Origin of the sequence: Bhargavaea sp. CC-171006 (assembly GCF_009761675.1) — a bacterium.
GTDB classification, from domain to species: Bacteria; Bacillota; Bacilli; order Bacillales_A; family Planococcaceae; genus Bhargavaea; species Bhargavaea changchunensis.
The window spans coordinates 66616-93132 of sequence record NZ_QUZH01000027.1 but is presented as its reverse complement, the minus strand read 5'-3'; the positions used below and the strand labels follow the sequence as shown (position 1 = coordinate 93132).

The window sequence follows — 26517 nt, the reverse complement described above, 5'->3', positions numbered from 1 at the left end:
AGGGGATTTACTTGACAGGACGATGCACCCTGTATAGAATGCTCTTGACGGAGACGGGAAGGAGGGGCTTTCATGCTGCTTGAAAAAACGACCCGTATGAACTTCCTGTTTGACTTCTATCAGGCACTCCTGACCGAGAAGCAACGGAGCTATATGGACCTGTATTACCTGAACGACCTGTCCCTGGGGGAGATTGCGGAACAGTATGACATCTCCCGCCAGGCGGTCTATGACAATATCCGCCGCACGGAGGCGATGCTCGAAGAGTACGAGCAGAAGCTCCAGCTTTTCGGCAAGTTCCGCCAGCGGCGAGAAGCCGTGGACGCACTTGTGGCCGATGTGGAACAAGGCGGGACAGATGCCGGCGAAATCATCCGGCGTCTGCATGAACTGAAAGAATTCGACTGATAGGAGGCGGGCAATCGATGGCATTCGAAGGATTGGGCGAGCGCCTGCAGCAAACGCTACAGAAAATCAAGGGCAAAGGGAAAGTAACCGAGGCCGACGTCAAAGAGATGATGCGCGAAGTACGCTTCGCGCTGATCGAGGCCGACGTCAACCTGAAGGTCGTCAAGGAATTCGTCAAGAAAGTGAGCGAACGCGCTGTCGGTTCGGACGTCATGGAAAGCCTGACGCCTGGACAGCAGGTCGTCAAGATCGTCCGCGACGAACTGGCGGACCTGATGGGCGGCGAAGCCGAATCGATCACATTTGCGAAAAAGCCGCCTACCGTCATCATGATGGTCGGTCTGCAGGGTGCCGGGAAAACCACGACTACCGGTAAGCTTGCAAACCTTATCCGCAAGAAGTATAACCGGAAGCCGCTCCTGGTCGCAGCCGACGTATATCGGCCGGCCGCCATCCAGCAGCTGGAGACAATCGGCAAGCAGCTAGGGATGCCGGTCTTTCAGCTTGGAACCGAGGCGAACCCGGTTGATATCGCGAAACAGGCCATCGAAAAGGCGAAGGAAGACCACCACGATGTCGTCTTCATCGACACCGCAGGCCGGCTCCAGATCGATGAAGACCTCATGCAGGAACTCCGGGATATCCATGATGCGGTGAAGCCGGACGAGGTCTACCTCGTCGTCGACGCGATGACAGGCCAGGTTGCCGCAAACGTCGCGGAGACATTCGACCAGCAGGTCGGCGTGACAGGCGTCGTTCTGACAAAACTGGACGGCGATACCCGCGGCGGTGCTGCTCTCTCGATCCGTTCCGTCACCGGAAAGCCGATCAAGTTTGCAGGGATGGGAGAAAAGCTCGACGCGATCGAGCCGTTCCATCCGGAGCGCATGGCTTCCAGGATCCTCGGGATGGGCGACGTCATGTCACTGATCGAAAAGGCGCAGTCCAATGTCGACGAGCAGAAGGCTAAGGAACTGGAGCAGAAGTTCCGGGACCAGTCGTTCACGTTTGACGACTTCCTTGAGCAACTGGAACAGGTGAAGAAGATGGGGCCGCTTGACGAGATCCTCAAAATGCTTCCCGGAGCGGGTAAAATCAAGGGCATCGACAATGTGAAGGTTGACGAGAAACAGATGGACCGAGTTGAAGCGGTCATCAAATCGATGACGACCGCGGAAAAGTCCAAGCCGGAAATCATCAACTCCAGCCGGAAAAAGCGCATCGCACGCGGTTCCGGCACATCCATCCAGGAAGTCAACCGCCTGCTCAAGCAATTCGACGAGATGAAAAAGATGATGAAACAGATGTCGAACATGCAACAGGGCAAAGGCAAGCGGAAAATGAAAATGCCCGGACTCGACTCGCTGTTCAAGTAAGTACAGCTGGCAATCCAGCTAACGCAGTCATTGAATACTCATTCTGCAGCTGATTGGAGCGGAGGGCGGCGACTCCTGCGGAAAAGGAAGCGCGGAGAGACCCTGAAAGGGGCTCGATGCCTTCCCCGCGGAAAGCGTCCGCCCGGAGTGAAAATCAGCCGGTAATTAGGGTGTTAAGAAAAAACACTTTACAAAGCAATAATGACTTGGTAATATACTATCTTGTGTGAAACTATTCGGAGGTGCTAACCATGGCAGTTAAAATTCGACTTAAGCGTATGGGCGCAAAAAAGACGCCTTTCTATCGTATCGTAGTAGCAGATTCCCGTTCCCCTCGTGACGGCCGCCAGATCGAAACGATCGGCACATACAACCCGCTCACGACGCCGGCTGAACTCAAGCTCGACGAAGAGCTTGCACTCAAATGGCTCCAGAACGGCGCGAAGCCATCTGATACAGTACGCAACCTGCTCGCTACGCAGGGCATCATGGAGAAATTCCATAACGCCAAGACCGCAAAATAATTTGACGGAGGCGACATGATGAAAAAGCTGATTGAAACGATTGTCAAACCGCTCGTTGATCATCCGGAAGATGTCCGGATCGGCGTGGAAGAACGGCAGGGCAGGCTTGTCTGCTCGCTGTCCGTCCACCCGGAAGACATGGGGAAAGTGATCGGCAAACAGGGCCGGGTGGCATCCGCGATCCGGACTGTCGTAAATTCAGCTGAGGGCGCAAGCCGGAAACGGGTGCGCGTCGACATCATGGATTAAGGAAGGGACGATTCAGGTTCCTTCCTTTTTCATACCCCGGAAAACCGATGAAGGAGGACGACGGATGAACTGGTACAACGTCGGAAAAATCGTCAACACGCACGGCATCCGCGGAGAAGTGCGCGTGATGTCGCGGACGGATTTCCCGGAAGAGCGCTATGCGAAAGGGGCGCGGCTGGCACTCTTCATGCCGGGTGCGAAGGAGCCGGTCATGCTGACCGTAGCTTCTCACCGGGTCCATAAGAACTTCGATCTCCTCACTTTCGAGGGCCACCCAAATATCAATGACGTGGAAAAGTATCGCGACGGCATCCTGAAAGTGTCGGATGAAGACCTTGGGGAGCTGGAAGAAGGCGAATTCTACTACCACGAAATCATCGGCTGCACCGTTGTCGACCAGGAAGGCCGTGAAATCGGCAAGGTGACCGAGGTTCTGGAGACGGGCGCCAATGACGTCTGGGCGGTCAAGCCGCCGGAAGGCAAGATGCACTACATTCCGTACATCGAGGATGTCGTCCTTGAAATCGATCCCGAAAACGGACGGATCGTCATCAATCCGATCGAAGGGCTGTTGTCCTGATGAAGATTTCGGTCCTGTCCATCTTTCCGGAAATGTTCGGCGGCGTTTTCAATGCATCCATCCTGAAACGGGCGCAGGAAAGCGGCGCCGTCAGCCTCGCGGTACGGGATTTTCGCGAATTTGCAACGGACAAGCACCATAAGGTCGACGATTACCCCTACGGTGGAGGGGCCGGCATGGTCCTGAAACCGGAACCGCTTTTCCGGGCCGTGGAAAATCTTTCGGAAGGACGCTCCCCGAGAATCATCCTCATGTGTCCGCAGGGGGAACGGTTCACCCAGAAAAAGGCCGAGGAGCTTTCCCGCGAAGACGACCTCATTTTCTTGTGCGGTCACTATGAGGGCTATGACGAACGCATCCGCCAGCATCTCATCACCGATGAAATCTCCATCGGTGACTTTGTCCTTACCGGAGGGGAGCTGGCTGCGATGACGGTCATCGACAGTGTCGTCCGGCTCCTGCCGGGCGTGCTCGGAAACGAGGAGTCCCCTGCACTTGATTCATTTTCAACGGGATTCCTGGAACATCCCCATTACACCCGCCCAGCTGACTTCCGGGGGATGAAGGTGCCCGATGTCCTGCTGTCCGGGAACCATGCGGAAATCGATCGCTGGCGTGAGGAGCAGTCGCTCAGGCGCACATTGGAGAGGCGTCCCGACCTCCTCAATGAAGCCGAGCTCACCGGACGGCAGAAAGAAGTGCTCCGCCGGCTTGGCTGGCAGGAAGGTTCGTGAGTCCAGGGCTTGCCTGAAGGCCGGGCCTGTGGTATGATAAGTCCCGTGCTTCTGCGTGAAGCACTCGATTACGGTGTTCCGCTGCAAAGGCAATTTGTGCATGAGCATCTGTAGTAAGGAGAGGAAAACATGCAAAACATCATTGCAGAAATCACGAAGGAACAACTTCGTTCAGACCTTCCGGCTTTCCGCCCGGGCGACACAGTACGTGTACACGTTAAAGTCGTCGAGGGTACGCGTGAGCGGATCCAGGTTTACGAAGGGGTTGTCATCAAGCGTCGCGGCGGCGGCATCAGCGAGACATTCACAGTCCGCAAGATTTCCTACGGTGTAGGAGTTGAGCGTACATTCCCTGTGCACACGCCAAAAATCGCGAAACTTGAAGTGATTCGCCGCGGTAAAGTACGCCGTGCGAAGCTGTACTACCTCCGCAACCTTCGCGGAAAAGCTGCCCGCATCAAAGAAATCCGATAATCGACATCCGAAAGGGGCCGGCCTGTCCGGCTCCTTTTCTTTTTGCCTCAGTGTTTCATACACTCTATAATGGAATAAGATTGAACAGGGAGGCCAACGGGATGACAGAAGAGAAAAAGAAAAATGAACTGTGGGAGTGGACGAAAGTCCTTCTCATCGCGTTTGGGCTGGCTGCCATCATCCGGTATTTCCTCTTTACGCCGATTGTCGTAGACGGGGAATCCATGATGCCGACGCTCGAGGATGGAGACAAGATGATTGTCAACAAAATCGGCTATACGATCGGCGAGCCGGAACGATTTGATATCGTCGTCTTCCATGCACCGGAACAAAAAGACTACATCAAACGGGTCATCGGGCTCCCGGGCGATCATATCGAGTACCGCGATGATCAGCTTTTCATCAACGGTGAAGCTTACGATGAGCCGTACCTGGATGAATACAAGGAAGCGGTCACGGATGGAACCCTGACAGAGGACTTCACGCTTGAAGAAAAGATCCAGCGGGAGACCGTTCCGGACGGCCACGTCTTCGTCATGGGTGATAACCGGCGGTTCAGCAAAGATTCCCGCCATATCGGCGTCGTCCCGTTCGATGAAATCATCGGAAGCACGAGCCTGATTTTCTGGCCGATGCAAGATATCGGGTTCGTCAAGTGACGGAGGTGTAATTCATGACAATTCAATGGTTCCCGGGACATATGGCAAAGGCAAGGCGGGAAGTCACCGAACAGCTGAAGATGGTCGATATCGTCTTTGAGCTGGTCGATGCCAGACTGCCCCAGTCTTCCAGAAACCCGATGATCGATGACATCATCAGCCGGAAACCCCGGCTTGTCATCCTCAACAAAAAAGATATGGCCGACGAGGCCGAGACCGCCCGCTGGCTGGAAAGGTTCCGTGAAGATGGCACTGAAGCAGTGGCGATCAACTCACTTGATGGAAAAGGCCTGCAGCAGGTAACGAAGGCGGCACAGCAAATCCTTAAGGAGAAATGGGAGCGCATGAAGGCAAAGGGCATCCGTCCGAGGGCCATACGCGCGATGATCGTCGGCATCCCGAATGTCGGGAAATCCACGCTTATCAACCGGCTCGCCAAAAAGAATATTGCCAAGACGGGGAATACCCCGGGCGTCACAAAGGCTCAGCAATGGATCAAGGTCGGCAAGGAACTCGAACTTCTGGATACCCCGGGCATACTGTGGCCGAAGTTCGAGGACCCGGAGGCCGGCTACAAATTGGCGCTGACCGGGGCGATCAAGGATGCCATTACAGCCCAGCAGGAACTGGCGATCTATGCGCTCAGGTTCCTTGAGGCGCACTATCCGGACCGCCTTGAGGACCGCTATGGCTTCCGGACTCTCGGCGGCGACATACCGGGAGCCTTCGACCGGATCGGCGAGCGGCGCAAGGTCTATGGAAAAGGCGGCACCATCGACTACGACAGTGTGTCCGAACTGATCGTCCGCGACGTGCGTGACCAGCAGCTCGGCAAGCTAACATTCGATTTTTCAGAAGACCAGTGAACAGGCACGCCGCCAAAGCGGGACGTGCCTGTTTTCTCATGCCCGGTTCCAGATGGTGCGGGCGAATACATAAGACTGGAAGGGCCTGATTATCGGTGACAAAAATGACGATCAGTGAAGTGATGAAGTGGCTTGAGTCGGCGGAGGAAGGGGATCCGTACTTCCTCGAACTTAAGGACGACAACCGGGCCGGCATCCGCAAGCTTCTGGCTTCCTACGAGCGCAAACTGGAGAAAAAAAGGTTGGAGTTTATGCGGCATCTTGAAAAAGAGCGGTTTGACGACGGATATCGCCACAGCCCGGAATCACTCATCGCGGGTGTGGACGAAGCGGGCAGGGGGCCGCTTGCCGGTCCGGTGGTGACAGCGGCAGTCGTTCTTCCGCCATCCTGCCCGGAATTGTCGGGGCTGGATGACTCCAAAGCGATGTCCAGGGAGGCGCGTGAACGCCTGGCCGGTCTGATCCGGAAGCACGCCGTCGCCTGGTCGGTCCATGTTCAGCCGGCGGCGGAAATCGACCGGCTGAACATTTACAGGGCTACCCGCGAATCGATGGAAATGGCGGTGGCCGGCCTGACGATAAGGCCGGAGGCGGTGATCGCAGATGCGATGAAGCTACAGGGAGATGTCCCCTGCCATTCGGTCGTGAAGGCGGACGCGCTCAGCCTGAGTGTGGCGGCGGCATCGGTCCTGGCCAAAACGGAGCGTGATGCCTATATGGAGAACCTGCATGGACAATACCCTGCATACGGTTTTGACCGCCATGCCGGATACGGCACTCCTGCGCACCTGGAGGCGCTTGAAGCGCATGGCCCCTGTCCGGAACACAGGAAGACATTCGCGCCTGTATCCGGATTTCTTGTCGGAACCAGCGAATAACCGGCTCAGGAAAAGACAATTATGGACAACCTGTGACGGGTTGATTACAATGGGGGATGGCAAGAAACTATTCAAGCAGTTCGATTGGAGGATGTAAGATGAATATCCATGAGTACCAAGGGAAGCAGATTCTTCGCGACTATGGCGTCGCGGTACCAAACGGAATCGTTGCGTTTTCCCCTGAAGAGGCTGTCAAGGCAGCCAAGGAACTCGACACCAACGTATATGTCGTGAAAGCGCAGATCCACGCAGGTGGCCGCGGCAAGGCCGGCGGCGTCAAGATTGCGAAAACAGTCGACGAAGTACGCGAATATGCGAAAGAACTTCTCGGCAAGGTCCTGGTGACCCACCAGACGGGCCCTGAGGGCAAAGAAGTCAAACGTCTTTACATTGAAGAAGGCTCCGACATCCTCAAAGAATACTACATCAGCCTCGTCGTTGACCGTGCGACGGACCGTGTCGTCCTCATGGGCTCCGAAGAAGGCGGCATGGACATCGAAGAAGTGGCTGAAGAAACACCGGAAAAGATCTTCAAGGAAGTCATCGATCCGGTTGTCGGCCTGACAGGATTCCAGGCCCGCCGCATGGCGTTCAACATGAACATCCCTACAAAACTTGTCAACAAGGCAGCGAAGCTGTTCCTGGGAATCTATGAGGCATTCATCAGCAAGGATGCATCCATCCTTGAAATCAACCCGCTCGTCGTAACAGGCGACGACCAGGTCGTAGCACTCGATGCGAAGTTCAACTTCGATGCGAACGCGCTCTACCGTCACGCGGATATCGTTGAACTCCGCGACTTTGACGAAGAAGATCCGAAAGAGATCGAAGCGTCCAAGTTCGACCTCAGCTACGTTTCCCTAGACGGCAACATCGGCTGCATGGTAAACGGTGCGGGCCTTGCGATGTCCACGATGGACACGATCAATTTCTACGGCGGCAAACCGGCGAACTTCCTTGACGTTGGGGGCGGCGCGACAGCTGAAAAAGTAACTGAAGCGTTCAAGATCATCCTTTCCGACTCGAACGTCAAAGGGATCTTCGTCAACATCTTCGGCGGCATCATGAAGTGCGACATCATCGCGGAAGGCGTCATCCAGGCAACAAAGCAGCTCGGCCTTGAAGTGCCGCTCGTCGTCCGCCTCGAAGGAACGAACGTTGACGCAGGCAAGAAGCTTCTGAACGAATCCGGTCTGAACATCACTTCAGCTGACTCCATGGCTGACGGTGCACAAAAAATTGTCGAACTCGTAGGCTAAGAAAGGCGGGAAAACGATGGGCATTTATGTCAATAAGGATACAAAAGTACTTGTACAGGGAATCACGGGCTCAACAGCCCTTTTCCATACGAAACAAATGATCGAATACGGCACGAAGATTGTTGCAGGTGTAACGCCGGGCAAAGGCGGCACGGAAGTAGAAGGCGTTCCGGTCTTCAACACGGTCGAAGAGGCTGTCAAGGCGACGGGTGCGAATGTTTCCGTCATCTACGTGCCGGCTCCATTTGCAGCGGATGCAATCCTCGAAGCTACAGACGCGGAACTGGATATGGCAATCTGCATCACGGAACACATTCCTGTGTTGGATATGGTCAAAGTCGTCCGCTACATGGAAGGCAAAAAGACCCGTCTTGTCGGCCCTAACTGCCCGGGCGTCATCACAGCGGACGAATGCAAGATCGGCATCATGCCGGGCTATATCCACAAAAAAGGCCATGTCGGCGTCGTATCCCGCTCGGGAACTCTGACATACGAAGCGGTTCACCAACTGTCCGAAGCAGGAGTCGGCCAGACGACTGCTGTCGGCATCGGCGGAGACCCTGTCAACGGCACGAACTTCATCGATGTCCTCAAAGAATTCAATGAAGATCCTGAAACCCTCGCGGTTGTCATGATCGGTGAAATCGGCGGGACTGCAGAGGAAGAAGCTGCAGAGTGGGTCAAGGCGAACATGAAAAAGCCTGTCACCGGCTTTATCGGCGGCCAGACCGCACCTCCAGGAAAGCGCATGGGCCACGCAGGCGCCATCATCTCCGGAGGTAAGGGAACAGCTGCAGAGAAGATCAAAGCGATGGAAGCGGCAGGCATCAAGGTTGCCGAAACTCCATCGGTCATCGGTGAGACGATGATCAGCGTCCTGAAGGAAAAAGGTCTGTACGAACAGTGCAAAACCCACTAAAATGAAAGTGCGGCACATTCAGTGCCGCACTTTTACTATTTCCGGAAATTTTCCGGGACAGGAGGTAGTGATCATCGATCGGTTCGAAGACCGTCTTCTGGCGTTGCATTATGTTTTTCCGGCCCCGCTGAACCGTTTTGGACGGCTGCTTGCAGCAGACCCCGGGCTTGAGGCACTCCCGGATATGGGAGCCGCCAAACTGGCGTCACTGCTGGACCTTGACGCAGACAGGGCGTCGCTTCTCAGAAAAAAGCTTAACTGCAATGCGGACCCCCCATACACGGAAGTGTATGCCGCAAGCTCAATCACCCCCATCCTGTATACCCACGAACTTTACCCCCAATCACTCGCCCAGCTGATCGACCCTCCCGCCGTTCTGTATGCAGCGGGTGACACGTCCCTGCTTTCCATTCGGAACAAAGCGGCTGTTATCGGGTCGAGAAAAGCGACTTCCTATTCACGTGTTGCCATGGAAAAGATCATCCCGCCGCTTGTCTCGCGCGGCTATGCCATCGTGAGCGGTCTCGCGATGGGTGCCGACGCGATGGCGCATGAGACGGCCATCCGCCACGGCGGAAAAACGATCGGTGTTCTCGGAACCGGGCTTTCCCACAGGTATCCGAAACAGAACAGCGGTCTCTATGATGTGATGCAGGAAGGGCACCTGCTCATTACTGAATATCCTCCTTATGCCGGTCCGAAAAAGTGGCAGTTTCCGATGCGCAACCGGATCATCAGCGGTCTCTCCGACATCGTCATTGTGACGGAAGCGGCCCGCCCGAGCGGAACGATGAGCACGATTGACCATGCGCTGGAGCACGGCAAGGATGTCCATGCCGTCCCGGGGCCGATCAATTCTCCTCTTTCCGCCGGTCCCAACCGGCTGATTCTGGAAGGGGCGGCTCCTGCGCTGGATGGCTATACCATCCTTGGCGGGCTGCCGCGGGAACCTGTCTGAATGTGCGGGGGGCTTGCTGACCCCGGAAATGGGCAGAGCCGAAAAAGGTTGCAATTATATAGAAGATAGTTTACATTTTCCATCAGGACTTTCTTTAGGTAACGTTCACCTCGAATGGAGGCACATCAATGGCACCAGATTATTTGGTCATCGTCGAGTCGCCTGCGAAGGCAAAGACGATTGAGAAATATTTAGGGAAGAAATACAAAGTTAAAGCATCCGTCGGCCATGTGCGGGATCTCCCGCGCAGCCAGACCGGCATCGATGTTGAAAACAATTATGAACCGAAATACATTACGATTCGCGGAAAAGGGCCGGTACTCCAGGAATTGAAGAGTGCGGCCAAGAAAGCCAAGAAAATCTTCTTGGCGTCTGACCCCGACCGTGAGGGGGAAGCAATCGCCTGGCACCTTGCGCACTCTCTCGGGATCGACGAGGATTCCGAATGCCGCGTGGTGTTCAACGAAATCACGAAGGATGCCGTCAAGGAAGCGTTCAAGCATCCCCGCGCAATCAACCGTGACCGTGTGGACGCCCAGCAGGCCCGGCGCATCCTTGACCGGCTGGTCGGCTATAACATCAGTCCGATCCTTTGGAAAAAGGTTAAGAAGGGGCTTTCTGCGGGACGGGTTCAATCCGTTGCCCTCCGCCTGATCATCGACCGTGAAAACGAAATCCGCAACTTCAAGCCGGAAGAGTACTGGTCGATCACAGGGCTGTTCGGCAAAGGGAAAAAAGAGTTTACGGCAGCCTTCCACGGTGACGGGAAAAAGAAAATCAAGCTGCCGGACCGTCAGGCCGTCGACACCATCCTGGCCAAACTGGACGGAAGTGATTTTGAAGTCGCCGAGCTTGAGAAGAAAGAGCGGAAACGCAACCCGGCGCCGCCGTTCACTACGTCCTCCCTCCAGCAGGAAGCTGCGCGCAAGCTGAATTTCCGGGCGCGCAAGACGATGATGCTTGCCCAGCAGCTTTATGAAGGGATCAATGTCGGCAAGGAAGGAAGCGTCGGCCTTATCACGTATATGCGTACCGACTCGACGCGGATCTCCGACACGGCAAAGAAAGAAGCCGGAGATTTCATCCTTTCCGATTACGGACAGGAATACCTGGCCCCGGGTGAACGGACTACAAAGCAGAAAAACGCCCAGGATGCGCACGAAGCGATCCGTCCCACGTCCGTACTCAGAACACCCGCTTCTCTGAAGGCTGTTCTTTCGAACGATCAGCTGAAGCTCTACCGCCTGATCTGGGAACGGTTCATTGCGAGCCGGATGGCACCTGCCGTCCTGGACACCGTGACCGCCGACCTCCGTCAGGGAGACGTGGTTTTCCGCGCAACCGGTTCCCAGGTCAAGTTCCAGGGCTTCATGAAAGTCTACGTCGAAGGCGAGGATGACAAGGAAGATGTCAAGCAGAAGATGCTTCCTCCGCTTGAGAAAGGCGACATCGTCAAAAGCCTCAAGATCGATCCGAAGCAGCATTTTACCCAGCCGCCACCGCGCTACTCGGAAGCACGCCTCGTCAAAACGATGGAAGAGCTAGGCATCGGCCGGCCTTCCACCTACGCGCCGACTCTCGATACAATTCAAAAGAGGGGCTATGTCTCTCTAGACGCCAAGCGTTTCATTCCGACGGAACTCGGAGAGATTGTCCACTCCCTGGTCAGTGAGTTTTTCCCGGAGATCATCGATGTCGAGTTTACGGCAGAGATGGAAAAGGACCTCGACAGCATCGAGGACGGGAAAAACGAATGGGTCAATGTCATCGATTCCTTCTACAAGGATTTTGAGAAGCGGCTGAAAGTCGCCGAACAGGAAATGGAGAAGGTCGTCATCAAAGATGAGCCGGCAGGCGAGGACTGTGAGAAGTGCGGGTCCCCGATGGTCATCAAGATGGGCCGCTACGGCAAATTCATGGCCTGCTCGAACTTCCCTGACTGCCGGAACACCAAGCCGATTCTGAAGAAAATCGGTGTAACGTGCCCGAAATGCAAAAAGGGAGAGGTCGTCGAACGCAAAAGCAAGACAAAACGCATCTTCTACAGCTGTGATCAGTATCCCGAGTGTGATTTCATCTCGTGGGACAAGCCTGTTTCCAGGCCGTGCCCGAAATGCAGCAGCCTTCTGGTTGAGAAAAAGCTGAAAAAGGGCAAACAGATCCAATGTACGGAATGCGATTATAAAGAACAACCGCAACAGTAAAAAGGAGACACGATTCAACATGACACCAGTCGTCAACGTTATCGGCGCAGGCCTTGCGGGCAGCGAGGCAGCCTGGCAAATTGCCAGCCGCGGCGTCAGAGTCCGCCTTCACGAAATGCGGCCGGTCCGGCAGACACCGGCGCACCATACAGGCCAGTTTGCAGAGCTTGTCTGCACCAATTCGCTCCGCGCAAACAACCTCACCAATGCGGTGGGTGTTCTCAAAGAAGAGATGCGGATCCTCGATTCCGTTATCATGCAGGCCGCCGATTCCAGCGCAGTTCCGGCAGGCGGTGCCCTGGCGGTCGACCGCCACGACTTCGCCGGCCGCGTTACGGAAATGGTCAAAAACCATCCGCTCGTCGAAGTGGTGAACGGTGAAGTAACGGAGATTCCGGATGGCATCACGGTCATCGCGACCGGACCGCTCACATCTTCATCCCTCGCCGAACAGATCGGCAGCCTGACGGGCGAATACGATCTGTACTTCTATGATGCGGCTGCCCCGATCATTGAAAAGGATTCCATTGACATGGAGAAGGTCTACCTGAAGTCCCGCTACGACAAAGGTGAAGCCGCTTATCTGAACTGCCCGATGACCGAAGAGGAGTACAACCGTTTCTATGAAGCATTAATATCGGCCGAAACGGTCGCCCTCAGAGACTTCGAAGAGGAAAAGTATTTTGAGGGCTGCATGCCGGTCGAAGAAATGGCCCGGCGCGGCCGTGATACCCTCCGGTTCGGCCCGATGAAACCGGTCGGACTCGAGGATCCGAAAACCGGCAAGACCCCTTACGCGGTCGTCCAGCTTCGCCAGGACAATGCGGCAGCTACCCTTTACAACATTGTCGGTTTCCAGAATCACATGAAATGGGGACCTCAAAAGGAAGTCCTCCGTCTGATTCCGGGACTTGAGAATGCGGAAATCGTACGTTATGGCGTGATTCACCGGAACATGTTCATCAACTCTCCAAAGGTGCTGGAGCGCACTTATCAGCTAAAAGCGCGCAAAGACCTGTTATTTGCAGGTCAGATGACCGGGGTCGAAGGATATGTGGAATCGGCGGGCAGCGGCCTCATCGCAGGTGTCAATGCCGCACGTCTCGCGCTCGGCGAGGAACCTGTCACATTCCCTGCAGAAACGGCTCTCGGCAGCATGGCCCGCTATATCAGCGAAGCCGACTCGGCCAACTTCCAGCCGATGAACGTCAACTTCGGGCTTTTCCCTTCTCTGGGTGAGAAAGTAAGGAAAAAAGCGGAGCGTGCGGAAAAACAGGCCGGGCGTGCGCTGGATACAATTCGAAATTTCAAGAATACAATTGCACAATGATTGAACAAAAGCCTCTAAATGCCTTATACTTTAGAGGCTTTTGTATATTTCCGGAGGTGACGGAATGAATGCCAGGCTAAAGCAGGCTGCTGAGGAGTTCAGATCCTATATCCGTCTGGAGCGGAATTTTTCACCTCTGACTGTGGAAGGATACCGAAAAGACCTTGAAGAGTTTTTCGCTTTCCTTGAGTCGGAAGGGATCGGTGGGGAAGAGGATATCCGTTATCCGGAGGCCCGGCTCTATGTGACGCGGCTGTATGAACGAGAGCTCGGGCGGGCTACAATCTCCAGGAAAATCTCTTCTCTCCGTTCGTTCTTCAAATTTGCCAACACCCGGTTCGGTATTGACGACCAGGCATTCCGATCACTCTACCATCCGAAGAAGGAAGAAAAGCTGCCCCAATTCTTCTACGAAGAAGAGATGGCGCAGCTTTTCGAAGCGAATGCGGGAAACTCCCCGAAGGAGATCCGTGATACAGCCCTGCTGGAGTTGCTCTATGCCACCGGCATGCGGGTGTCCGAACTGACCGGACTCAGCGTACAAGATGCCGACCCGGATCTCGATATTGTCCGGGTCATGGGAAAGGGACGCCGTGAACGCTACATTCCATTCGGCCATTTCGCAGCCGACGCACTCGGCAGGTATCTGGACACAGCACGCCCGGCCATCATGAAGGGGAACAAACATGATCGGCTTTTCGTCAATATGAGGGGGACTCCGCTGACTGACCGCGGAGTCCGGCACATCCTGGAGGAGATGGTCAAGAAGGCCGCCCTCCACGTTTCCATCCATCCGCACATGCTCCGCCACACGTTTGCTACGCACCTGCTCAATAATGGTGCGGACATGCGATCCGTCCAGGAGCTTCTCGGCCATGCCAGCCTGTCATCGACACAGGTCTATACACATGTGACGAAAGAACATCTGAGAAAGACGTACATGAACGCACATCCTAGAGCTTAAGGGGGAGAGGCAATGGACATTCATGCAACCACGATATTCGCAGTCCGGCACAATGGGAAGGCCGCAATGGCCGGTGACGGACAGGTGACACTCGGGAATCAGGTCGTCATGAAGCATACCGCGAAGAAGGTCCGCCGGCTGTTCGGCGGAAAAGTCGTCGCGGGATTTGCGGGATCAGTCGCAGATGCCTTCACGCTGTTCGAGCTGTTCGAGGGGAAGCTTGCCGAATATGACGGAAACCTCACGCGCGCGGCCGTGGAACTCGCCAAGGAATGGCGGGGAGACAAGATGCTCCAGAAGCTGGAGGCGATGCTGATCGTCATGGACAAAGACACCATGCTCCTCGTTTCCGGTTCCGGTGAAGTGATCGAACCGGATGACGGCATCCTCGCAATCGGATCCGGAGGCAACTATGCACTGGCTGCCGGGCGTGCCCTGAAAATGCATGCGGGCGAGAGTATGGATGCCGAGCAGATTGCACGGGCAGCACTGGAGACAGCCGCTGACATCTGTGTGTTCACGAACCACCAAATCATCCTGGAGGTGATCGGGGAATGAAAATCGAGCAGATGACACCGCGCCTTCTGACCGAACAGCTGGATCGGTACATTGTGGGCCAAAAAGAAGCGAAAAGGGCTGTGGCGGTGGCGATGCGAAACCGGTACCGCAGGAGCCGGCTGCCGGAAGAGGAGCGCAACGAGATCATACCGAAAAATATCCTCATGATCGGGCCGACCGGTGTAGGGAAGACGGAGATTGCCCGCAGGATCGCCAAGCTGGCCGGGGCGCCGTTTTTAAAAGTGGAGGCGACGAAGTTCACAGAAGTCGGCTATGTCGGCCGGGATGTGGAGTCGATGGTGCGCGACCTCGTCGAGGCCGCGTTCCGCCTTGTCCGCAGCGAACGGATGGAAGAGGTGGCAGGCCGCGCCGAAGAATTGGCCGAAGAAAGGCTTGTAAAGCTGCTTGTCCCTTCCATGAAGAAAGAGAAATCCGGGCAGAATCCGTGGGAGATGCTTCTTGGACAGATGCAGGACCGCTCCGAAGAAGAGGAAGAGGATGCTTCGGTCCGCATGAAGCGTTCCGAAATCCGGTCCGAACTGAAGGCGGGACGGCTGGAAGACAGGAAGGTCATGGTCGAGGTAACCGAGAACATGCCGTCTTTGTTTGACAGCATGCAGGGTTCGGGTATGGAGCAGATGGGAATGAATATGCAAGACGCGCTTTCAAACCTTCTTCCCAAAAAGAAGAAGAAGCGTGAGATGCGGGTCAAGGATGCCCGCCGGGTGCTGGCCATGGAAGAAGCGGAAAAGCTTGTCGACCGTGAGGAAATCTCTCAAGTCGCAATCGAACGGGCGGAGCAGCAGGGGATCATCTTCATCGATGAGATCGACAAAATCGCTTCCCGGCAGGGGAATGCATCCTCAGCCGATGTCTCTCGGGAAGGCGTCCAGCGGGACATCCTGCCGATTGTGGAAGGGACGACCGTCACTACAAAGTACGGTCCTGTCAGGACAGACTTCATGCTCTTCATCGCGGCAGGGGCCTTCCACGTTTCCAAGCCGTCTGACATCATACCTGAACTCCAGGGCCGCTTCCCGATCCGCGTGGAACTGGATAAGCTGACGAAGGAAGACTTTGTCCGGATCCTCAAAGAACCTGACAACTCCCTGATCCATCAGTACCGGCTCCTGCTCTCGACGGAAGGCGTCGAAATCGACTTTACCGACGAAGCAGTTGGACGCATCGCTGAAATTGCAGCGGAAGTCAATGCGGAAACGGAAAACATCGGTGCCCGCAGACTGCACACGGTTCTGGAGAAGCTGCTTGAGGACCTGAGCTTCGAAGCATCCGATATTTCGCCTGCCTCAATCCGGATCACTCCGGAATATGTCGACGAAAAGCTCAAAAAGATCGCGACGAACAAAGATTTGTCACAATTTATTCTGTAATACCACCTTATCGTTTCCCAAAACGATTACGAACCTTTAGAATATTCATGAATCATATATCCAGTAGGAGGAATTGTGTTATGTCACTATTGCAAAATACGCGGGAGATCAACTCCATGCTCCAGGCGTCTGCCGGCAAGCCGGTTAACTTCAAGGAAATGTCCGAAACCCTGTCCAAGGTGATCGGAGCCAACGTCTTCATCGTCAGCCGGAAGGGCAAGCTGCTTGGTACCGCTGTTCACCAGGAGATCCAGAACGAACGGATCCAGAACATGCTGGAGGAGCGCCGTTTCCCTGAAGAATATACGAAAAACCTCTTCAACGTAACGGAAACTTCACCTAACCTCGACATCAATGATGAGCACACGGTGTTCCCGGTCGAGAACAAGGACCTCTTTGAAGAAGGACTCACGACAATTGTTCCGATCATCGGCGGCGGGGAGCGACTGGGCACCCTGATCCTCGGACGGGTGAAAGACCAGTTCACCGATGACGATCTTGTTCTTGCCGAATATGGCGCCACGGTTGTCGGCATGGAGATCCTCCGTGAGAAAGCGGAAGAAATCGAAACGGAAGCGCGCTCGAAAGCGGTCGTCCAGATGGCGATTAATTCCCTCTCCTACAGCGAGCTTGAAGCGATCGAGCATATCTTCGAAGAACTTGACGGTACGGAAGGTCTTCTCGTCGCCTCCAAAATCGCAGACCGCGTCGGCATCACCCGCTCGGTAATCGTTAATGCGCTGCGCAAACTGGAAAGCGCCGGGGTCATCGAATCCCGTTCCCTCGGTATGAAGGGCACGTACATCAAAGTCCTGAACGACAAATTCCTCGTCCAGCTGAACGAACTCAAATCCAAATAATCCTGCCTGGCTTTTTGCATTGGCGGAACAGAAGAGCCGGGAGTCACTTCCGGTTCTTTTTTACTGGAATCTGACGAACCGGATACAGGGAAGCATTTAATATGTAGAAAAAAATCGATCCGGCGGCCGGGAAAACGATGTTTTTAATGCAAAGAGTTTTGTGTTGCATAACGGGTAAACACGTGGTATAGTGACCAATGGTGCGATTACACACGTATCCTGACGGAAGGGCTGGTGCCTACTGGCTGCCCGCCGGTTGATGGATGCGGAGGACCAAAAAACCAAACGGAGGTAACAAAAAAATGGCAGTTATCACAATGAAACAGCTTCTTGAAGCGGGTGTCCACTTCGGTCACCAAACACGCCGCTGGAACCCGAAGATGAAGAAATACATCTTCGTGGAGCGTAACGGCATCTACATCATCGACCTTCAGAAGACGGTCAAGAAACTCGAGGAAGCATACGACTTCATGCGCCAGACTGGTGCAGAAGGCGGCAAAGTGCTCTTCGTCGGAACGAAAAAACAGGCTCAGGATGCAATCCGTGAAGAAGCGGAACGTGCTGGCCAATACTACATCAACCAACGCTGGCTCGGCGGCCTTCTGACGAACTTCGGTACGATCCAGAAGCGCGTTGACCGCATGAAAGCAATCGAGCGCATGGAAGAAGAAGGAACTTTCGATGTCCTTCCTAAGAAAGAAGTCATCCAGCTCAAAAAAGAACACGAACGCCTCGTCAAGTTCCTTGGCGGTATCCGTGACATGAATGGTCTTCCTGACGTCATGTACGTTGTTGACCCGCGCAAAGAACGCATTGCCGTTGCGGAAGCACAAAAGCTGAACATCCCGATCGTCGGCATCGTCGACACGAACTGCGATCCGGACGAAATCGATTACGTCATCCCTGCAAACGATGATGCAATCCGTGCGGTACGCCTGCTTACAAGCAAAATGGCAGATGCACTCGTCGAATCGAAACAAGGCGAAGAAGAAGCGGAAGTCGAAGCTCAGGGCGAAGAAGTCGCAGCAGAGTAAGACTGTATGTTCAGGCGATAAGCGGCTTTTAGTCCTTATCGCCTTTTCTAAACAAATTGAATCGACCGGGAGGAATGGCAAATGGCAGCAGTAACAGCACAAATGGTAAAAGAACTTCGCGAAAAAACAGGCGCAGGCATGATGGACTGCAAAAAGGCCCTCACGCAAACTGACGGCGATATGGACGCAGCAGTAGATTTCCTTCGTGAAAAAGGCCTCGCAAGCGCGGCGAAGAAAGCAGACCGCATTGCAGCCGAAGGTACGGTTTCCGTTGAAACTGACGGCAACAAAGCAGTCATCTTCGAAATCAACGCTGAAACAGACTTCGTAGCCAAAAATGACGCTTTCAAACAGCTGGTTTCCGAAATCGGCACACATCTCCTGAAAACAGAGCCAGCATCCCTGGAAGAAGCACTTGCTTCCGAAATGGAATCCGGCCTGTCCGTACAGGATCACATCTCCAACGCTGTAGCGAAAATCGGTGAGAAAATCACGCTCCGCCGTTTTGAAATCCTCGAAAAGACCGACAGCGACACATTCGGTGCTTACCTCCATATGGGTGGCCGGATCGGCGTTCTCCTTCTTATCGAAGGCACAACAAACGAAGAAGCGGCTAAAGACGTTGCGATGCATATCGCGGCGATCAATCCGAAATACGTCTCCCGCGACGAAGTTCCTGAAGAAGAAGTCGAGCACGAGCGCAAAGTCCTCACGGAACAGGCACTCAACGAAGGCAAGCCGGAAAACATCGTTGCGAAGATGGTTGAAGGCCGCCTCGGCAAGTTCTTCGAAGACGTTGTCGTCCTCGACCAGGCATTCGTCAAGGACTCCGACCAGAAAGTCCGTGACTTCGTCAAGTCGACCGGCGGCGAGCTGAAGTCGTTCGTCCGCTACGCAGTAGGCGAAGGCATTGAGAAGCGTGAAGACAACTTTGCCGATGAAGTCATGAACCAAGTCAAAGGCAACTGATCCAATACCATAATTGGGAGGGGAACACGAACCAGGTGTTCCCTCTTTTTCGATAAAAACAGAGATGATGGAGGAGACCTCATGAGCGTACCGAAATATAAAAGAGTCGTCCTGAAGTTAAGCGGGGAGGCACTGGCCGGGGAGCAGGGCTTCGGGCTCTCGCCGGCAATCATCAAATCTGTCGCCGAACAGGTGAAAGATGTTGTCGACCTTGGCGTGGAAGTCGCCGTTGTCGTCGGCGGGGGGAACATCTGGCGAGGCAAAGTCGGAAGCGAAATGGGAATGGACCGGGCTACAGCCGACTACATGGGGATGCTTGCAACGGTCATGAACTCCCTTGCGATGCAGGATGCCCTGGAAAAACTCGGCATTGAGACACGGGTGGCCACATCTATCGAAATGAGGCAGGTTGCCGAACCGTACATAAGAAGACGGGCGATCCGCCATCTTGAGAAAAAACGGGTCGTCATCTTTGCCGCCGGAACGGGCAACCCGTACTTCTCGACTGACACCACTGCCGCTCTCCGAGCAGCTGAAATCGAGGCGGATGTCATCCTTATGGCGAAAAACAATGTGGATGGTGTCTATAATGACGATCCGAAGACCAATGCAGATGCGGTGAAGTATGAGAAGCTCACTTATCTGGATGTCATCAAGGAAGGTCTTCAGGTGATGGATTCTACGGCTTCCTCGCTCTGCATGGACAACGACATACCGCTCATTGTATTCTCGATCATGGAACAGGGGAACATCAAAAAAGCCGTCCTCGGTGAAGAAATCGGAACGATTGTCAGGAGGAATGCATAATGGTGAACAATCTGATTGAAGAAACAAAAGACCGAATGGTGAAGTCTCTGCAGTCGCTCCGCCGTGAGCTGGCTTCGATCCGTGCTGGCCGCGCAAATGCATCGCTTCTCGACCGGATCTCGGTCGATTATTATGGTGCGCCGACACCGGTAAACCAATTGGCCGGGATTTCCGTTCCTGAGGCTCGCCTTCTGGTAATCCAGCCATATGACAAGTCCGTTATTGGCGACATTGAAAAAGCGATCTTGAAGTCGGACCTCGGGCTTACGCCTGCGAACGACGGAAACGTGATCCGTCTGGCGGTTCCGGCACTTACAGAAGAGCGCCGGAAAGATCTTGTCAAACTGGTCAAGAAGGAAGCGGAAGAAGGCAAAATCTCCATCCGCAACATTCGCCGTGATGCCAACGATTCCCTCAAGAAACTGGAGAAAAACGGCGAGATCACGGAAGACGACCAGCGCGGTTACAGCGATGACATCCAGAAAATGACGGACGACCATATCCGCCAGATCGATGATATCGCGAAAGAAAAAGAAGAAGAAATCATGGAAGTCTAAAGAAAGAACCAAAACCCTTAAAGGGCGTCCTAAACTAAAAGGACGCCTTTTTTAGTTGTGGAAAAACTGCTATGATAGTAAAAGCATGGATTCCGAATTGGTGTTGAGTGGAGGAAATCTGATTATGTTGGATAAATTGATCCGCAAAAAAGGCGGCGAATCAAAGGCGGAAAATGCAGACCGTCCGATGCTGGACGAGACCTTGATTCCGCGGCACATCGCCATCATCATGGACGGAAACGGCCGGTGGGCAAAAAAGAGGTCGCTTCCGAGAATTGCGGGACACCACGAAGGGATGAAGACTGTCCGCAAGATCACCAGAGAAGCGGATCGTCTGGGCATAAAAGTGCTCACCCTCTATGCCTTCTCCACGGAGAACTGGAAACGGCCAAAGCCTGAAGTGGAATTTCTGATGAGGCTGCCGGAAGAATTTCTCGGGACTTATCTGCCGGAGCTTGTGGAGCGCAATGTCCGTGTACGGATGATTGGCGATTATGAGCACCTTCCTCCGCACACACGGCGTGCGATCACACGGGCGATGGAAGAAACTGCAGACAATGACGGGTTGATCCTGAATTTCGCAATGAATTATGGCAGCCGTTCAGAAATCACGGAAGCCGTCCGCTCGATTGCAAAGGCAGTTGCCGAGAACCGCATCAGCGCAGAAGATATCGATGAATCGATGATCACCGGCACGCTGATGACAGCAGATCTGCCGGAGCCGGACCTTTTGATCCGCACAAGCGGAGAAGTCCGTCTCAGCAACTTCATGCTCTGGCAGCTTGCCTATACAGAATTCTGGTTTACCGATACGCTTTGGCCGGATTTCGACGAAACCCGGCTGCAGGAAGCGCTCGCTGTCTACCAGGCAAGGAACCGCCGTTATGGCGGGGTTGATAAGGAGGACACGGATTGAAGACCCGAATCATTACGGGCGTGGTGGCCGCCCTTCTCTTTATCCCGCTAGTCATCATCGGGGGGCTGCCGTTTACGCTGGCGGTCTTCCTGCTTGCTGCGATCGGGATGTACGAACTGCTCCGGATGAAGAAGATTTCCGTCTTCTCCATTCCGGGATTGCTTGCAGTGCTTGCCCTTTTTAGCTTCCTGCTGAAGCCGGAATGGGCAGCGGTAATCACAGAGTATACCGGTTATACCAAGATTGAAGTGGTCTATATGACAGTCCTTCTGCTCCTGGTATATACCGTTGTCGTGAAAAACAGGTTTACATTCGAGCACGCGGCCTTCACGGTACTTGCCATGCTCTATCTGGGAATTGGCTTCTACTACCTGATTGTCACGCGTGACGCGGGAATCGAATATATCATTTATGCGCTCATCGTCGTATGGCTGACAGACACGGGTGCGTATTTCACCGGGCGCAGCTTCGGCAAACGGAAACTCTGGCCCGAAATCTCACCGAACAAAACCGTTGAGGGCTTTCTCGGCGGCATCGTGGCTGCAGTCATCGCAGCATGCCTTTTCCAGCTGTTCATGCCGGTCACCGATTCCTATCTGATCCTAATCGCAGTGACAGTTGTCGCCTCGGTGACGGGGCAGATCGGTGATCTCGTGGAATCGGCGCTCAAGAGGCATTACGGCGTGAAGGATTCGGGGAATATCCTGCCGGGCCACGGCGGAATCCTCGACCGGTTCGACAGCCTGCTCTTTGTCCTTCCGGTGCTGAGCCTCCTTCACTTTGTTGGATGAACGGAAAGGAAGTAGCATATCATGGTTAAGAAAATCAGTTTATTGGGCGCCACCGGTTCTATCGGTACTCAGACGGTCGACATCGTCCTGGCAGATCCGGGGCGTTTTGAAATCACGGCAATGGCAGCCGGTAGAAACCTTATCAAGCTTCGGGAAATCCTCAACCAGGTGAAACCGCTGTTTGTCTCGGTTTCGGATGAGGCGGATGCCGCCACACTGAGGGCGGAATATCCGGGAATCCGTTTTGGCTCCGGAAGGGAAGGCCTGCTCGAAGCTGCGGCTGGGGTCGAAGCGGACATCGTTGTCGGCGCGGTGATTGGCAGCGTCGGTCTTGAGCCTACACTTGAAGCCATTCGGAGCGGCCGTGACATCGCCATTGCAAACAAAGAGACACTGGTGGCCGCAGGTTCAATCGTAACGGCGGAGGCGGACAAGCATGGCGTTCGCCTGCTTCCGGTCGACAGCGAACATTCCGCTCTGTTCCAGGCGCTGAACGGCGAGGACCCGAAACGGGTGGATCGTCTGATCCTGACAGCATCCGGAGGCAGTTTCCGGGATAAGCCCCGTGATGAACTGGAAGGTGTCACTGTCGAGGAAGCGCTAGCTCATCCCAACTGGTCAATGGGAAGCAAGCTGACAATCGATTCTGCGACGATGATGAACAAAGGACTCGAAGTGATCGAAGCGCACCACCTGTTCGGAATGCCGTATGACCGGATTGATGTCCTTCTTCATAGGGAGAGTATCATCCACTCCATGGTGGAGTTCGAAGATACAAGCGTGATCGCACAGCTGGGCTCACCGGATATGCGGGTGCCGATCCAGTATGCACTCACTTACCCGGACAGGCTTCCGAGAAAGGGGACGGAAAGGCTGGACCTGGCGAAAATCGGTTTGCTTCACTTTGAGGAAGTTGACCTGAACCGCTTCCCGGCACTCCGGATCGCCTTCGACTCGGGCAGGGCAGGAGGGACGGCAACCACTGTCATGAATGCGGCAAACGAAGTCGCGGTCGCCCTATTCATGGAAGGCCGAATTACTTTCACCGAAATTGAGCCCCTCGTTGAACGGGCGCTTGAACGGCATGACCTCATCTCGGAACCAGATCTGGAGACCGTGCTCGCTGTAGACACGGAGACAAGAAAAGCCGTCCTCGATATGGTAAAATAGGACGATATGAAATCCGGCGGATAGCCGGTTGAAGGTGGGTGCACATGCAGACAATCCTTGCATTTATCGTCGTTTTCGGTTCGCTCGTCTTCTTTCATGAGCTGGGCCATTTCCTCCTTGCCAAAAGGTCCGGCATCATGGTCAGGGAGTTTGCCATCGGTTTCGGTCCGAAATTGATCGGCATCAGCAAAGGGGAAACCCTCTATACGATCCGGCTGCTGCCGCTTGGAGGATATGTCCGGATGGCCGGTGAGGACTTCGACAAGGTCGAACTCCAGCCCGGCCACCGGATCGGACTCCTTCTGGATAAAGAAGGGCGTGCCGAGCGCATCGTCCTGAACCAGAATGACAGGACGCCGGACATGCTCTATATGGAAGTGGAAAAGGCAGACCTGGAAAAAGACCTGTACATTGACGGCTATGATGAAGAAGAGCGGAGGGTGCGCTACCCGGTATCACGGAAAGCGATCATCTCAGAGAAAGGGACGGAAACCCTCATCGCCCCTTACGACCGGCAGTTTGAGTCCAAGTCGCTCGCGGCGCGGTCGGCAACCATCATTGCAGGGCCGCTCTTTAACTTCATCCTCGCATTTTTCATTTTTGTCATTCTCGGTCTGATCCAGGGAATCCCTCAGGATGATCCCGTCATAGCAGATGTGACAGATGATGGTCCCGCCATTTCTGCCGGCATCGAGAAGGGGGACAGGATCGTTTCCGTCAATGGGCGTGAAGTCGGCACCTGGAATGCTTTCTCGGCAATCATCCAGGACAGCCCGGGCGAACAGCTGACAATCGGGGTGGAGCGGGACGGCTCTGTCGAAGAGGTCAATGTCACGCCAGCTTCCATCGATGTGGAAGGACAGACGATCGGACAGATCGGTGTCCTTTATGAGCCGGTTTATGAGAAAAATGTCCTTGGCACAGTTGCCTATGGCGCCGAACAGACGTGGTTCTGGTTTAAGCGGATCTTCCAGCTGCTTGGCATGCTGGTGACCGGCCAGTTTACGATTGAGGCGCTATCGGGGCCGGTCGGCATCTACCAGGCGACCGGAGCAGTTGCGCAGGCGGGTATTTTCAATCTGATGAACTGGGCAGCAGTGCTGTCGATCAACCTGGGCATCATGAACCTGCTTCCTCTCCCTGCATTGGATGGGGGAAGGCTGCTGTTCTTCGGATTTGAGGCGCTCAGAGGCCGGCCGATTGACAAGCAGAAAGAAGGTATGGTCCATTTCGTCGGCATCATGCTGCTGATGGTCCTGATGATCGTCGTTACCTGGAACGATATCCAGCGATTTTTCTTCTGATCCACAATATTGAATATCCGGGGTGCTATACCGATGAGACAAAGCAAAACGTTCATTCCTACATTGCGCGAAACGCCTTCTGACGCGGATCTCAAGTCCCATCAGCTCTTGTTGCGCGCAGGATATATACGGCAGAATACGAGCGGGGTTTATTCCTACCTTCCGCTGGCCAAGAAGATGCTCACAAAAATCGAGACAATCGTCCGTGAGGAGATGGATGCGATCGGCGGTTCAGAAGTGCTGATGCCATCCCTTCAGCAGGCTGAACTCTGGCAGGAAACGGGGCGCTGGTACACCTATGGCCCAGAGCTGATGAGGCTTAATGACCGCCACGGCCGTGAGTTCGCACTGGGACCGACCCACGAAGAAGTCATCACTTCGCTTCTTCGCGATGAAATCAAATCCTACAAAAAGCTGCCGCTTACCCTTTATCAGATCCAGACAAAGTTCCGTGACGAGAAGCGCCCGCGCTTCGGACTTCTCCGTGGCCGGGAGTTCATCATGAAGGATGCTTATTCCTTCCACGACTCCAAGGAAAGCCTGGATGAAACATACGAGGATATGAAACAGGCCTATACGAACATATTCACCCGGCTGGGCCTGAACTTCCGCGCGGTCATCGCAGATTCCGGAGCGATCGGCGGGAAGGATACCCATGAGTTCATGGTGCTGTCTGAGGTCGGCGAGGACACGATCGCCTACAGCGACGCGTCTGACTTTGCGGCGAACATCGAAATGGCGGAAGTCAACGTTGCTTACCCGGAACCGGAAGGTGAAGAACTCGCAATCGAGAAGGTCGACACGCCTGACGTGAAGACAATCGATGATGTTGCAGCTTTCCTGGATGTCCGTCCGGAAGACTGCATCAAGACACTTGTATTCATCGTCGACGACGAACCGGTCATCGTCCTGTCCCGTGGAGATCATGAGATCAATGATATTAAAGTAAAGCATGCACTTGACGCATCCATGGTCGAGATGGCCACGCCGGAACAGGTCAAGGAGGCGACCGGAACGGAGATCGGCTCTCTCGGGCCGGTTAAGCTGCCGACCGGCCTGAAGGTCATCGCTGATCATGCCGTACGTTATATGCGCAACGCGGTGACGGGCGCGAACGAAGACGGGCGGCATTACCGGAATGCCAATCCGGAACGGGATTTCTCGGTGGATTCCTATGAAGATCTGCGCTTCATCATGGAAGGTGACCCGTCCCCGGACGGAACCGGCACCATCCGCTTTGCAAGAGGGATTGAGGTCGGTCACATCTTCAAATTGGGGACAACCTATTCCGAACCGATGGAAGGGACTTTCCTGGACAACAATGGCCGTCAGCAGCCATACATCATGGGCTGTTACGGAATCGGCGTATCGCGCCTTCTTTCCGCCATGGCGGAACAGTTCAACGATGATGACGGCCTGAAGTGGCCGAAGGACCTCGCGCCTGCGGATATCCATCTGATTCCTGTGAACATGAAGGATGACGTACAGCGTGAACTGGCTGAAGAAATATACGGCCTTCTGTCCTCTTACCGTTACAATGTGCTGTTTGATGACCGCGCGGAACGCCCGGGCGTCAAATTTGCGGACGCGGATCTGATCGGGTTGCCGATCCGCCTGACGGTCGGCAAAAAGGCCGTCGAAGGCATCGTGGAAGTTAAGTTCCGGGCAACCGGTGAAACAGCTGAATGGAAAAAAGAAGAACTTACGGACAAACTCCGTTCGTTCTTCGGCTGATAAACAAGACGGGACCGGAAGAACGGGAAAGCCTTTGGGCTTTT

The 26517-nt window shown here is 54.5% G+C and carries 28 protein-coding genes; all 28 read left to right on the top strand.

Translation table 11 applies throughout. The features are described 5' to 3' along the window. Window positions 1-72: 72 nt before the first annotated feature. Complete coding sequence (locus DZC51_RS12610; RefSeq protein WP_157296444.1) at window positions 73-408, top strand: putative DNA-binding protein; 336 nt, start codon at window positions 73-75, stop codon at window positions 406-408. A 17-nt stretch (window positions 409-425) separates the two neighbouring features. Further along, complete coding sequence (gene ffh, locus DZC51_RS12605) at window positions 426-1784, top strand: signal recognition particle protein (protein WP_157296442.1); 1359 nt, start codon at window positions 426-428, stop codon at window positions 1782-1784. Between the two features lie 251 nt (window positions 1785-2035). Next, on the top strand, window positions 2036-2308 hold the full coding sequence (gene rpsP, locus DZC51_RS12600) for a 30S ribosomal protein S16 (RefSeq protein ID WP_157296440.1): 273 nt from the start codon (window positions 2036-2038) through the stop codon (window positions 2306-2308). An 18-nt stretch (window positions 2309-2326) separates the two neighbouring features. Continuing rightward, window positions 2327-2557, top strand: coding sequence for a KH domain-containing protein (locus tag DZC51_RS12595; protein ID WP_157296438.1), 231 nt, complete (start codon window positions 2327-2329; stop codon window positions 2555-2557). A 64-nt stretch (window positions 2558-2621) separates the two neighbouring features. Beyond that, window positions 2622-3137 carry a ribosome maturation factor RimM gene (gene rimM / locus DZC51_RS12590; RefSeq protein WP_157296437.1) on the top strand — a complete coding sequence of 172 codons (516 nt, stop codon included), beginning with the start codon at window positions 2622-2624 and terminating at the stop codon, window positions 3135-3137. Continuing rightward, window positions 3137-3871 (top strand): tRNA (guanosine(37)-N1)-methyltransferase TrmD, encoded by a 735-nt coding sequence (gene trmD, locus DZC51_RS12585; RefSeq protein ID WP_157296436.1) that lies wholly within the window; start codon window positions 3137-3139, stop codon window positions 3869-3871. Before rimM ends, trmD begins: the two co-directional genes overlap by 1 nt. 129 nt (window positions 3872-4000) lie before the next feature. Then, on the top strand, window positions 4001-4345 hold the full coding sequence (gene rplS / locus DZC51_RS12580) for a 50S ribosomal protein L19 (protein ID WP_157296435.1): 345 nt from the start codon (window positions 4001-4003) through the stop codon (window positions 4343-4345). A gap of 101 nt (window positions 4346-4446) precedes the next feature. Continuing rightward, window positions 4447-5004: a signal peptidase I gene (lepB, locus tag DZC51_RS12575; RefSeq protein ID WP_157296434.1), complete on the top strand. Its 558-nt coding sequence runs from the start codon at window positions 4447-4449 to the stop codon at window positions 5002-5004. Between the two features lie 14 nt (window positions 5005-5018). Further along, on the top strand, window positions 5019-5870 hold the full coding sequence (ylqF, locus tag DZC51_RS12570; protein ID WP_157296433.1) for a ribosome biogenesis GTPase YlqF: 852 nt from the start codon (window positions 5019-5021) through the stop codon (window positions 5868-5870). A 104-nt stretch (window positions 5871-5974) separates the two neighbouring features. Further along, window positions 5975-6748: a ribonuclease HII gene (locus tag DZC51_RS12565; RefSeq protein ID WP_232524144.1), complete on the top strand. Its 774-nt coding sequence runs from the start codon at window positions 5975-5977 to the stop codon at window positions 6746-6748. Between the two features lie 98 nt (window positions 6749-6846). Further along, a complete protein-coding gene (gene sucC / locus DZC51_RS12560; protein ID WP_157296430.1) occupies window positions 6847-8007 on the top strand; it encodes an ADP-forming succinate--CoA ligase subunit beta in 1161 nt (386 codons plus the stop codon). A 16-nt stretch (window positions 8008-8023) separates the two neighbouring features. Next, window positions 8024-8926, top strand: coding sequence for a succinate--CoA ligase subunit alpha (sucD, locus tag DZC51_RS12555; RefSeq protein WP_008297209.1), 903 nt, complete (start codon window positions 8024-8026; stop codon window positions 8924-8926). Between the two features lie 67 nt (window positions 8927-8993). After that, window positions 8994-9884: a DNA-processing protein DprA gene (gene dprA, locus DZC51_RS12550; protein WP_370513695.1), complete on the top strand. Its 891-nt coding sequence runs from the start codon at window positions 8994-8996 to the stop codon at window positions 9882-9884. 128 nt (window positions 9885-10012) lie between these two features. Continuing rightward, window positions 10013-12088, top strand: a complete 2076-nt coding sequence (topA, locus tag DZC51_RS12545) for a type I DNA topoisomerase (RefSeq protein ID WP_157296428.1) — start codon at window positions 10013-10015, stop codon at window positions 12086-12088. 19 nt (window positions 12089-12107) lie between these two features. Further along, the gene (gene trmFO, locus DZC51_RS12540) at window positions 12108-13418 is read left to right on the top strand and encodes an FADH(2)-oxidizing methylenetetrahydrofolate--tRNA-(uracil(54)-C(5))-methyltransferase TrmFO (protein WP_157296426.1); all 1311 of its coding nucleotides are present in this window, start codon (window positions 12108-12110) and stop codon (window positions 13416-13418) included. 64 nt (window positions 13419-13482) lie between these two features. Beyond that, window positions 13483-14382 (top strand): tyrosine recombinase XerC, encoded by a 900-nt coding sequence (xerC, locus tag DZC51_RS12535; RefSeq protein ID WP_157296424.1) that lies wholly within the window; start codon window positions 13483-13485, stop codon window positions 14380-14382. A 12-nt stretch (window positions 14383-14394) separates the two neighbouring features. After that, the gene (gene hslV, locus DZC51_RS12530; RefSeq protein WP_008297198.1) at window positions 14395-14940 is read left to right on the top strand and encodes an ATP-dependent protease subunit HslV; all 546 of its coding nucleotides are present in this window, start codon (window positions 14395-14397) and stop codon (window positions 14938-14940) included. After that, on the top strand, window positions 14937-16331 hold the full coding sequence (gene hslU / locus DZC51_RS12525; RefSeq protein WP_157296422.1) for an ATP-dependent protease ATPase subunit HslU: 1395 nt from the start codon (window positions 14937-14939) through the stop codon (window positions 16329-16331). The genes hslV and hslU overlap by 4 nt, the downstream gene beginning before the upstream one ends. 80 nt (window positions 16332-16411) lie before the next feature. Continuing rightward, on the top strand, window positions 16412-17191 hold the full coding sequence (gene codY, locus DZC51_RS12520) for a GTP-sensing pleiotropic transcriptional regulator CodY (protein ID WP_157296420.1): 780 nt from the start codon (window positions 16412-16414) through the stop codon (window positions 17189-17191). A gap of 302 nt (window positions 17192-17493) precedes the next feature. Next, complete coding sequence (gene rpsB / locus DZC51_RS12515; RefSeq protein WP_157296418.1) at window positions 17494-18225, top strand: 30S ribosomal protein S2; 732 nt, start codon at window positions 17494-17496, stop codon at window positions 18223-18225. Window positions 18226-18306: 81 nt separating this feature from the next. After that, window positions 18307-19194 carry a translation elongation factor Ts gene (tsf, locus tag DZC51_RS12510; protein WP_157296416.1) on the top strand — a complete coding sequence of 296 codons (888 nt, stop codon included), beginning with the start codon at window positions 18307-18309 and terminating at the stop codon, window positions 19192-19194. Between the two features lie 81 nt (window positions 19195-19275). Further along, on the top strand, window positions 19276-20001 hold the full coding sequence (pyrH, locus tag DZC51_RS12505) for a UMP kinase (protein WP_157296414.1): 726 nt from the start codon (window positions 19276-19278) through the stop codon (window positions 19999-20001). Then, window positions 20001-20558, top strand: a complete 558-nt coding sequence (gene frr / locus DZC51_RS12500) for a ribosome recycling factor (protein ID WP_157296412.1) — start codon at window positions 20001-20003, stop codon at window positions 20556-20558. The genes pyrH and frr overlap by 1 nt, the downstream gene beginning before the upstream one ends. Window positions 20559-20682: 124 nt before the next feature. Beyond that, window positions 20683-21474: an undecaprenyl pyrophosphate synthase gene (locus tag DZC51_RS12495; protein WP_157296410.1), complete on the top strand. Its 792-nt coding sequence runs from the start codon at window positions 20683-20685 to the stop codon at window positions 21472-21474. Then, the gene (locus tag DZC51_RS12490; protein ID WP_157296408.1) at window positions 21471-22265 is read left to right on the top strand and encodes a phosphatidate cytidylyltransferase; all 795 of its coding nucleotides are present in this window, start codon (window positions 21471-21473) and stop codon (window positions 22263-22265) included. The genes DZC51_RS12495 and DZC51_RS12490 overlap by 4 nt, the downstream gene beginning before the upstream one ends. A 21-nt stretch (window positions 22266-22286) precedes the next feature. Then, window positions 22287-23435, top strand: a complete 1149-nt coding sequence (locus DZC51_RS12485; protein ID WP_157296406.1) for a 1-deoxy-D-xylulose-5-phosphate reductoisomerase — start codon at window positions 22287-22289, stop codon at window positions 23433-23435. 44 nt (window positions 23436-23479) lie between these two features. Next, window positions 23480-24739: an RIP metalloprotease RseP gene (gene rseP, locus DZC51_RS12480; protein WP_157296404.1), complete on the top strand. Its 1260-nt coding sequence runs from the start codon at window positions 23480-23482 to the stop codon at window positions 24737-24739. Window positions 24740-24772: 33 nt separating this feature from the next. After that, window positions 24773-26473, top strand: a complete 1701-nt coding sequence (locus DZC51_RS12475) for a proline--tRNA ligase (RefSeq protein ID WP_157296402.1) — start codon at window positions 24773-24775, stop codon at window positions 26471-26473. The last annotated feature ends 44 nt before the right edge of the window (window positions 26474-26517 follow it).

Coding starts and splice junctions, on each gene's coding strand:
- DZC51_RS12565 (WP_232524144.1), top strand. CDS start 5,975: ATGACGATCAGTGAAGTGATGAAGTGGCTTGAGTCGGCGGAGGAAGGG.
- rseP (WP_157296404.1), top strand. CDS start 23,480: ATGCAGACAATCCTTGCATTTATCGTCGTTTTCGGTTCGCTCGTCTTC.
- sucD (WP_008297209.1), top strand. CDS start 8,024: ATGGGCATTTATGTCAATAAGGATACAAAAGTACTTGTACAGGGAATC.
- tsf (WP_157296416.1), top strand. CDS start 18,307: ATGGCAGCAGTAACAGCACAAATGGTAAAAGAACTTCGCGAAAAAACA.
- hslV (WP_008297198.1), top strand. CDS start 14,395: ATGGACATTCATGCAACCACGATATTCGCAGTCCGGCACAATGGGAAG.
- codY (WP_157296420.1), top strand. CDS start 16,412: ATGTCACTATTGCAAAATACGCGGGAGATCAACTCCATGCTCCAGGCG.
- rplS (WP_157296435.1), top strand. CDS start 4,001: ATGCAAAACATCATTGCAGAAATCACGAAGGAACAACTTCGTTCAGAC.
- trmFO (WP_157296426.1), top strand. CDS start 12,108: ATGACACCAGTCGTCAACGTTATCGGCGCAGGCCTTGCGGGCAGCGAG.
- DZC51_RS12485 (WP_157296406.1), top strand. CDS start 22,287: ATGGTTAAGAAAATCAGTTTATTGGGCGCCACCGGTTCTATCGGTACT.
- ylqF (WP_157296433.1), top strand. CDS start 5,019: ATGACAATTCAATGGTTCCCGGGACATATGGCAAAGGCAAGGCGGGAA.
- rpsP (WP_157296440.1), top strand. CDS start 2,036: ATGGCAGTTAAAATTCGACTTAAGCGTATGGGCGCAAAAAAGACGCCT.
- sucC (WP_157296430.1), top strand. CDS start 6,847: ATGAATATCCATGAGTACCAAGGGAAGCAGATTCTTCGCGACTATGGC.
- DZC51_RS12495 (WP_157296410.1), top strand. CDS start 20,683: ATGTTGGATAAATTGATCCGCAAAAAAGGCGGCGAATCAAAGGCGGAA.
- hslU (WP_157296422.1), top strand. CDS start 14,937: ATGAAAATCGAGCAGATGACACCGCGCCTTCTGACCGAACAGCTGGAT.
- DZC51_RS12595 (WP_157296438.1), top strand. CDS start 2,327: ATGAAAAAGCTGATTGAAACGATTGTCAAACCGCTCGTTGATCATCCG.
- ffh (WP_157296442.1), top strand. CDS start 426: ATGGCATTCGAAGGATTGGGCGAGCGCCTGCAGCAAACGCTACAGAAA.
- xerC (WP_157296424.1), top strand. CDS start 13,483: ATGAATGCCAGGCTAAAGCAGGCTGCTGAGGAGTTCAGATCCTATATC.
- DZC51_RS12475 (WP_157296402.1), top strand. CDS start 24,773: ATGAGACAAAGCAAAACGTTCATTCCTACATTGCGCGAAACGCCTTCT.
- topA (WP_157296428.1), top strand. CDS start 10,013: ATGGCACCAGATTATTTGGTCATCGTCGAGTCGCCTGCGAAGGCAAAG.
- pyrH (WP_157296414.1), top strand. CDS start 19,276: ATGAGCGTACCGAAATATAAAAGAGTCGTCCTGAAGTTAAGCGGGGAG.
- trmD (WP_157296436.1), top strand. CDS start 3,137: ATGAAGATTTCGGTCCTGTCCATCTTTCCGGAAATGTTCGGCGGCGTT.
- lepB (WP_157296434.1), top strand. CDS start 4,447: ATGACAGAAGAGAAAAAGAAAAATGAACTGTGGGAGTGGACGAAAGTC.
- frr (WP_157296412.1), top strand. CDS start 20,001: ATGGTGAACAATCTGATTGAAGAAACAAAAGACCGAATGGTGAAGTCT.
- rpsB (WP_157296418.1), top strand. CDS start 17,494: ATGGCAGTTATCACAATGAAACAGCTTCTTGAAGCGGGTGTCCACTTC.
- DZC51_RS12610 (WP_157296444.1), top strand. CDS start 73: ATGCTGCTTGAAAAAACGACCCGTATGAACTTCCTGTTTGACTTCTAT.
- rimM (WP_157296437.1), top strand. CDS start 2,622: ATGAACTGGTACAACGTCGGAAAAATCGTCAACACGCACGGCATCCGC.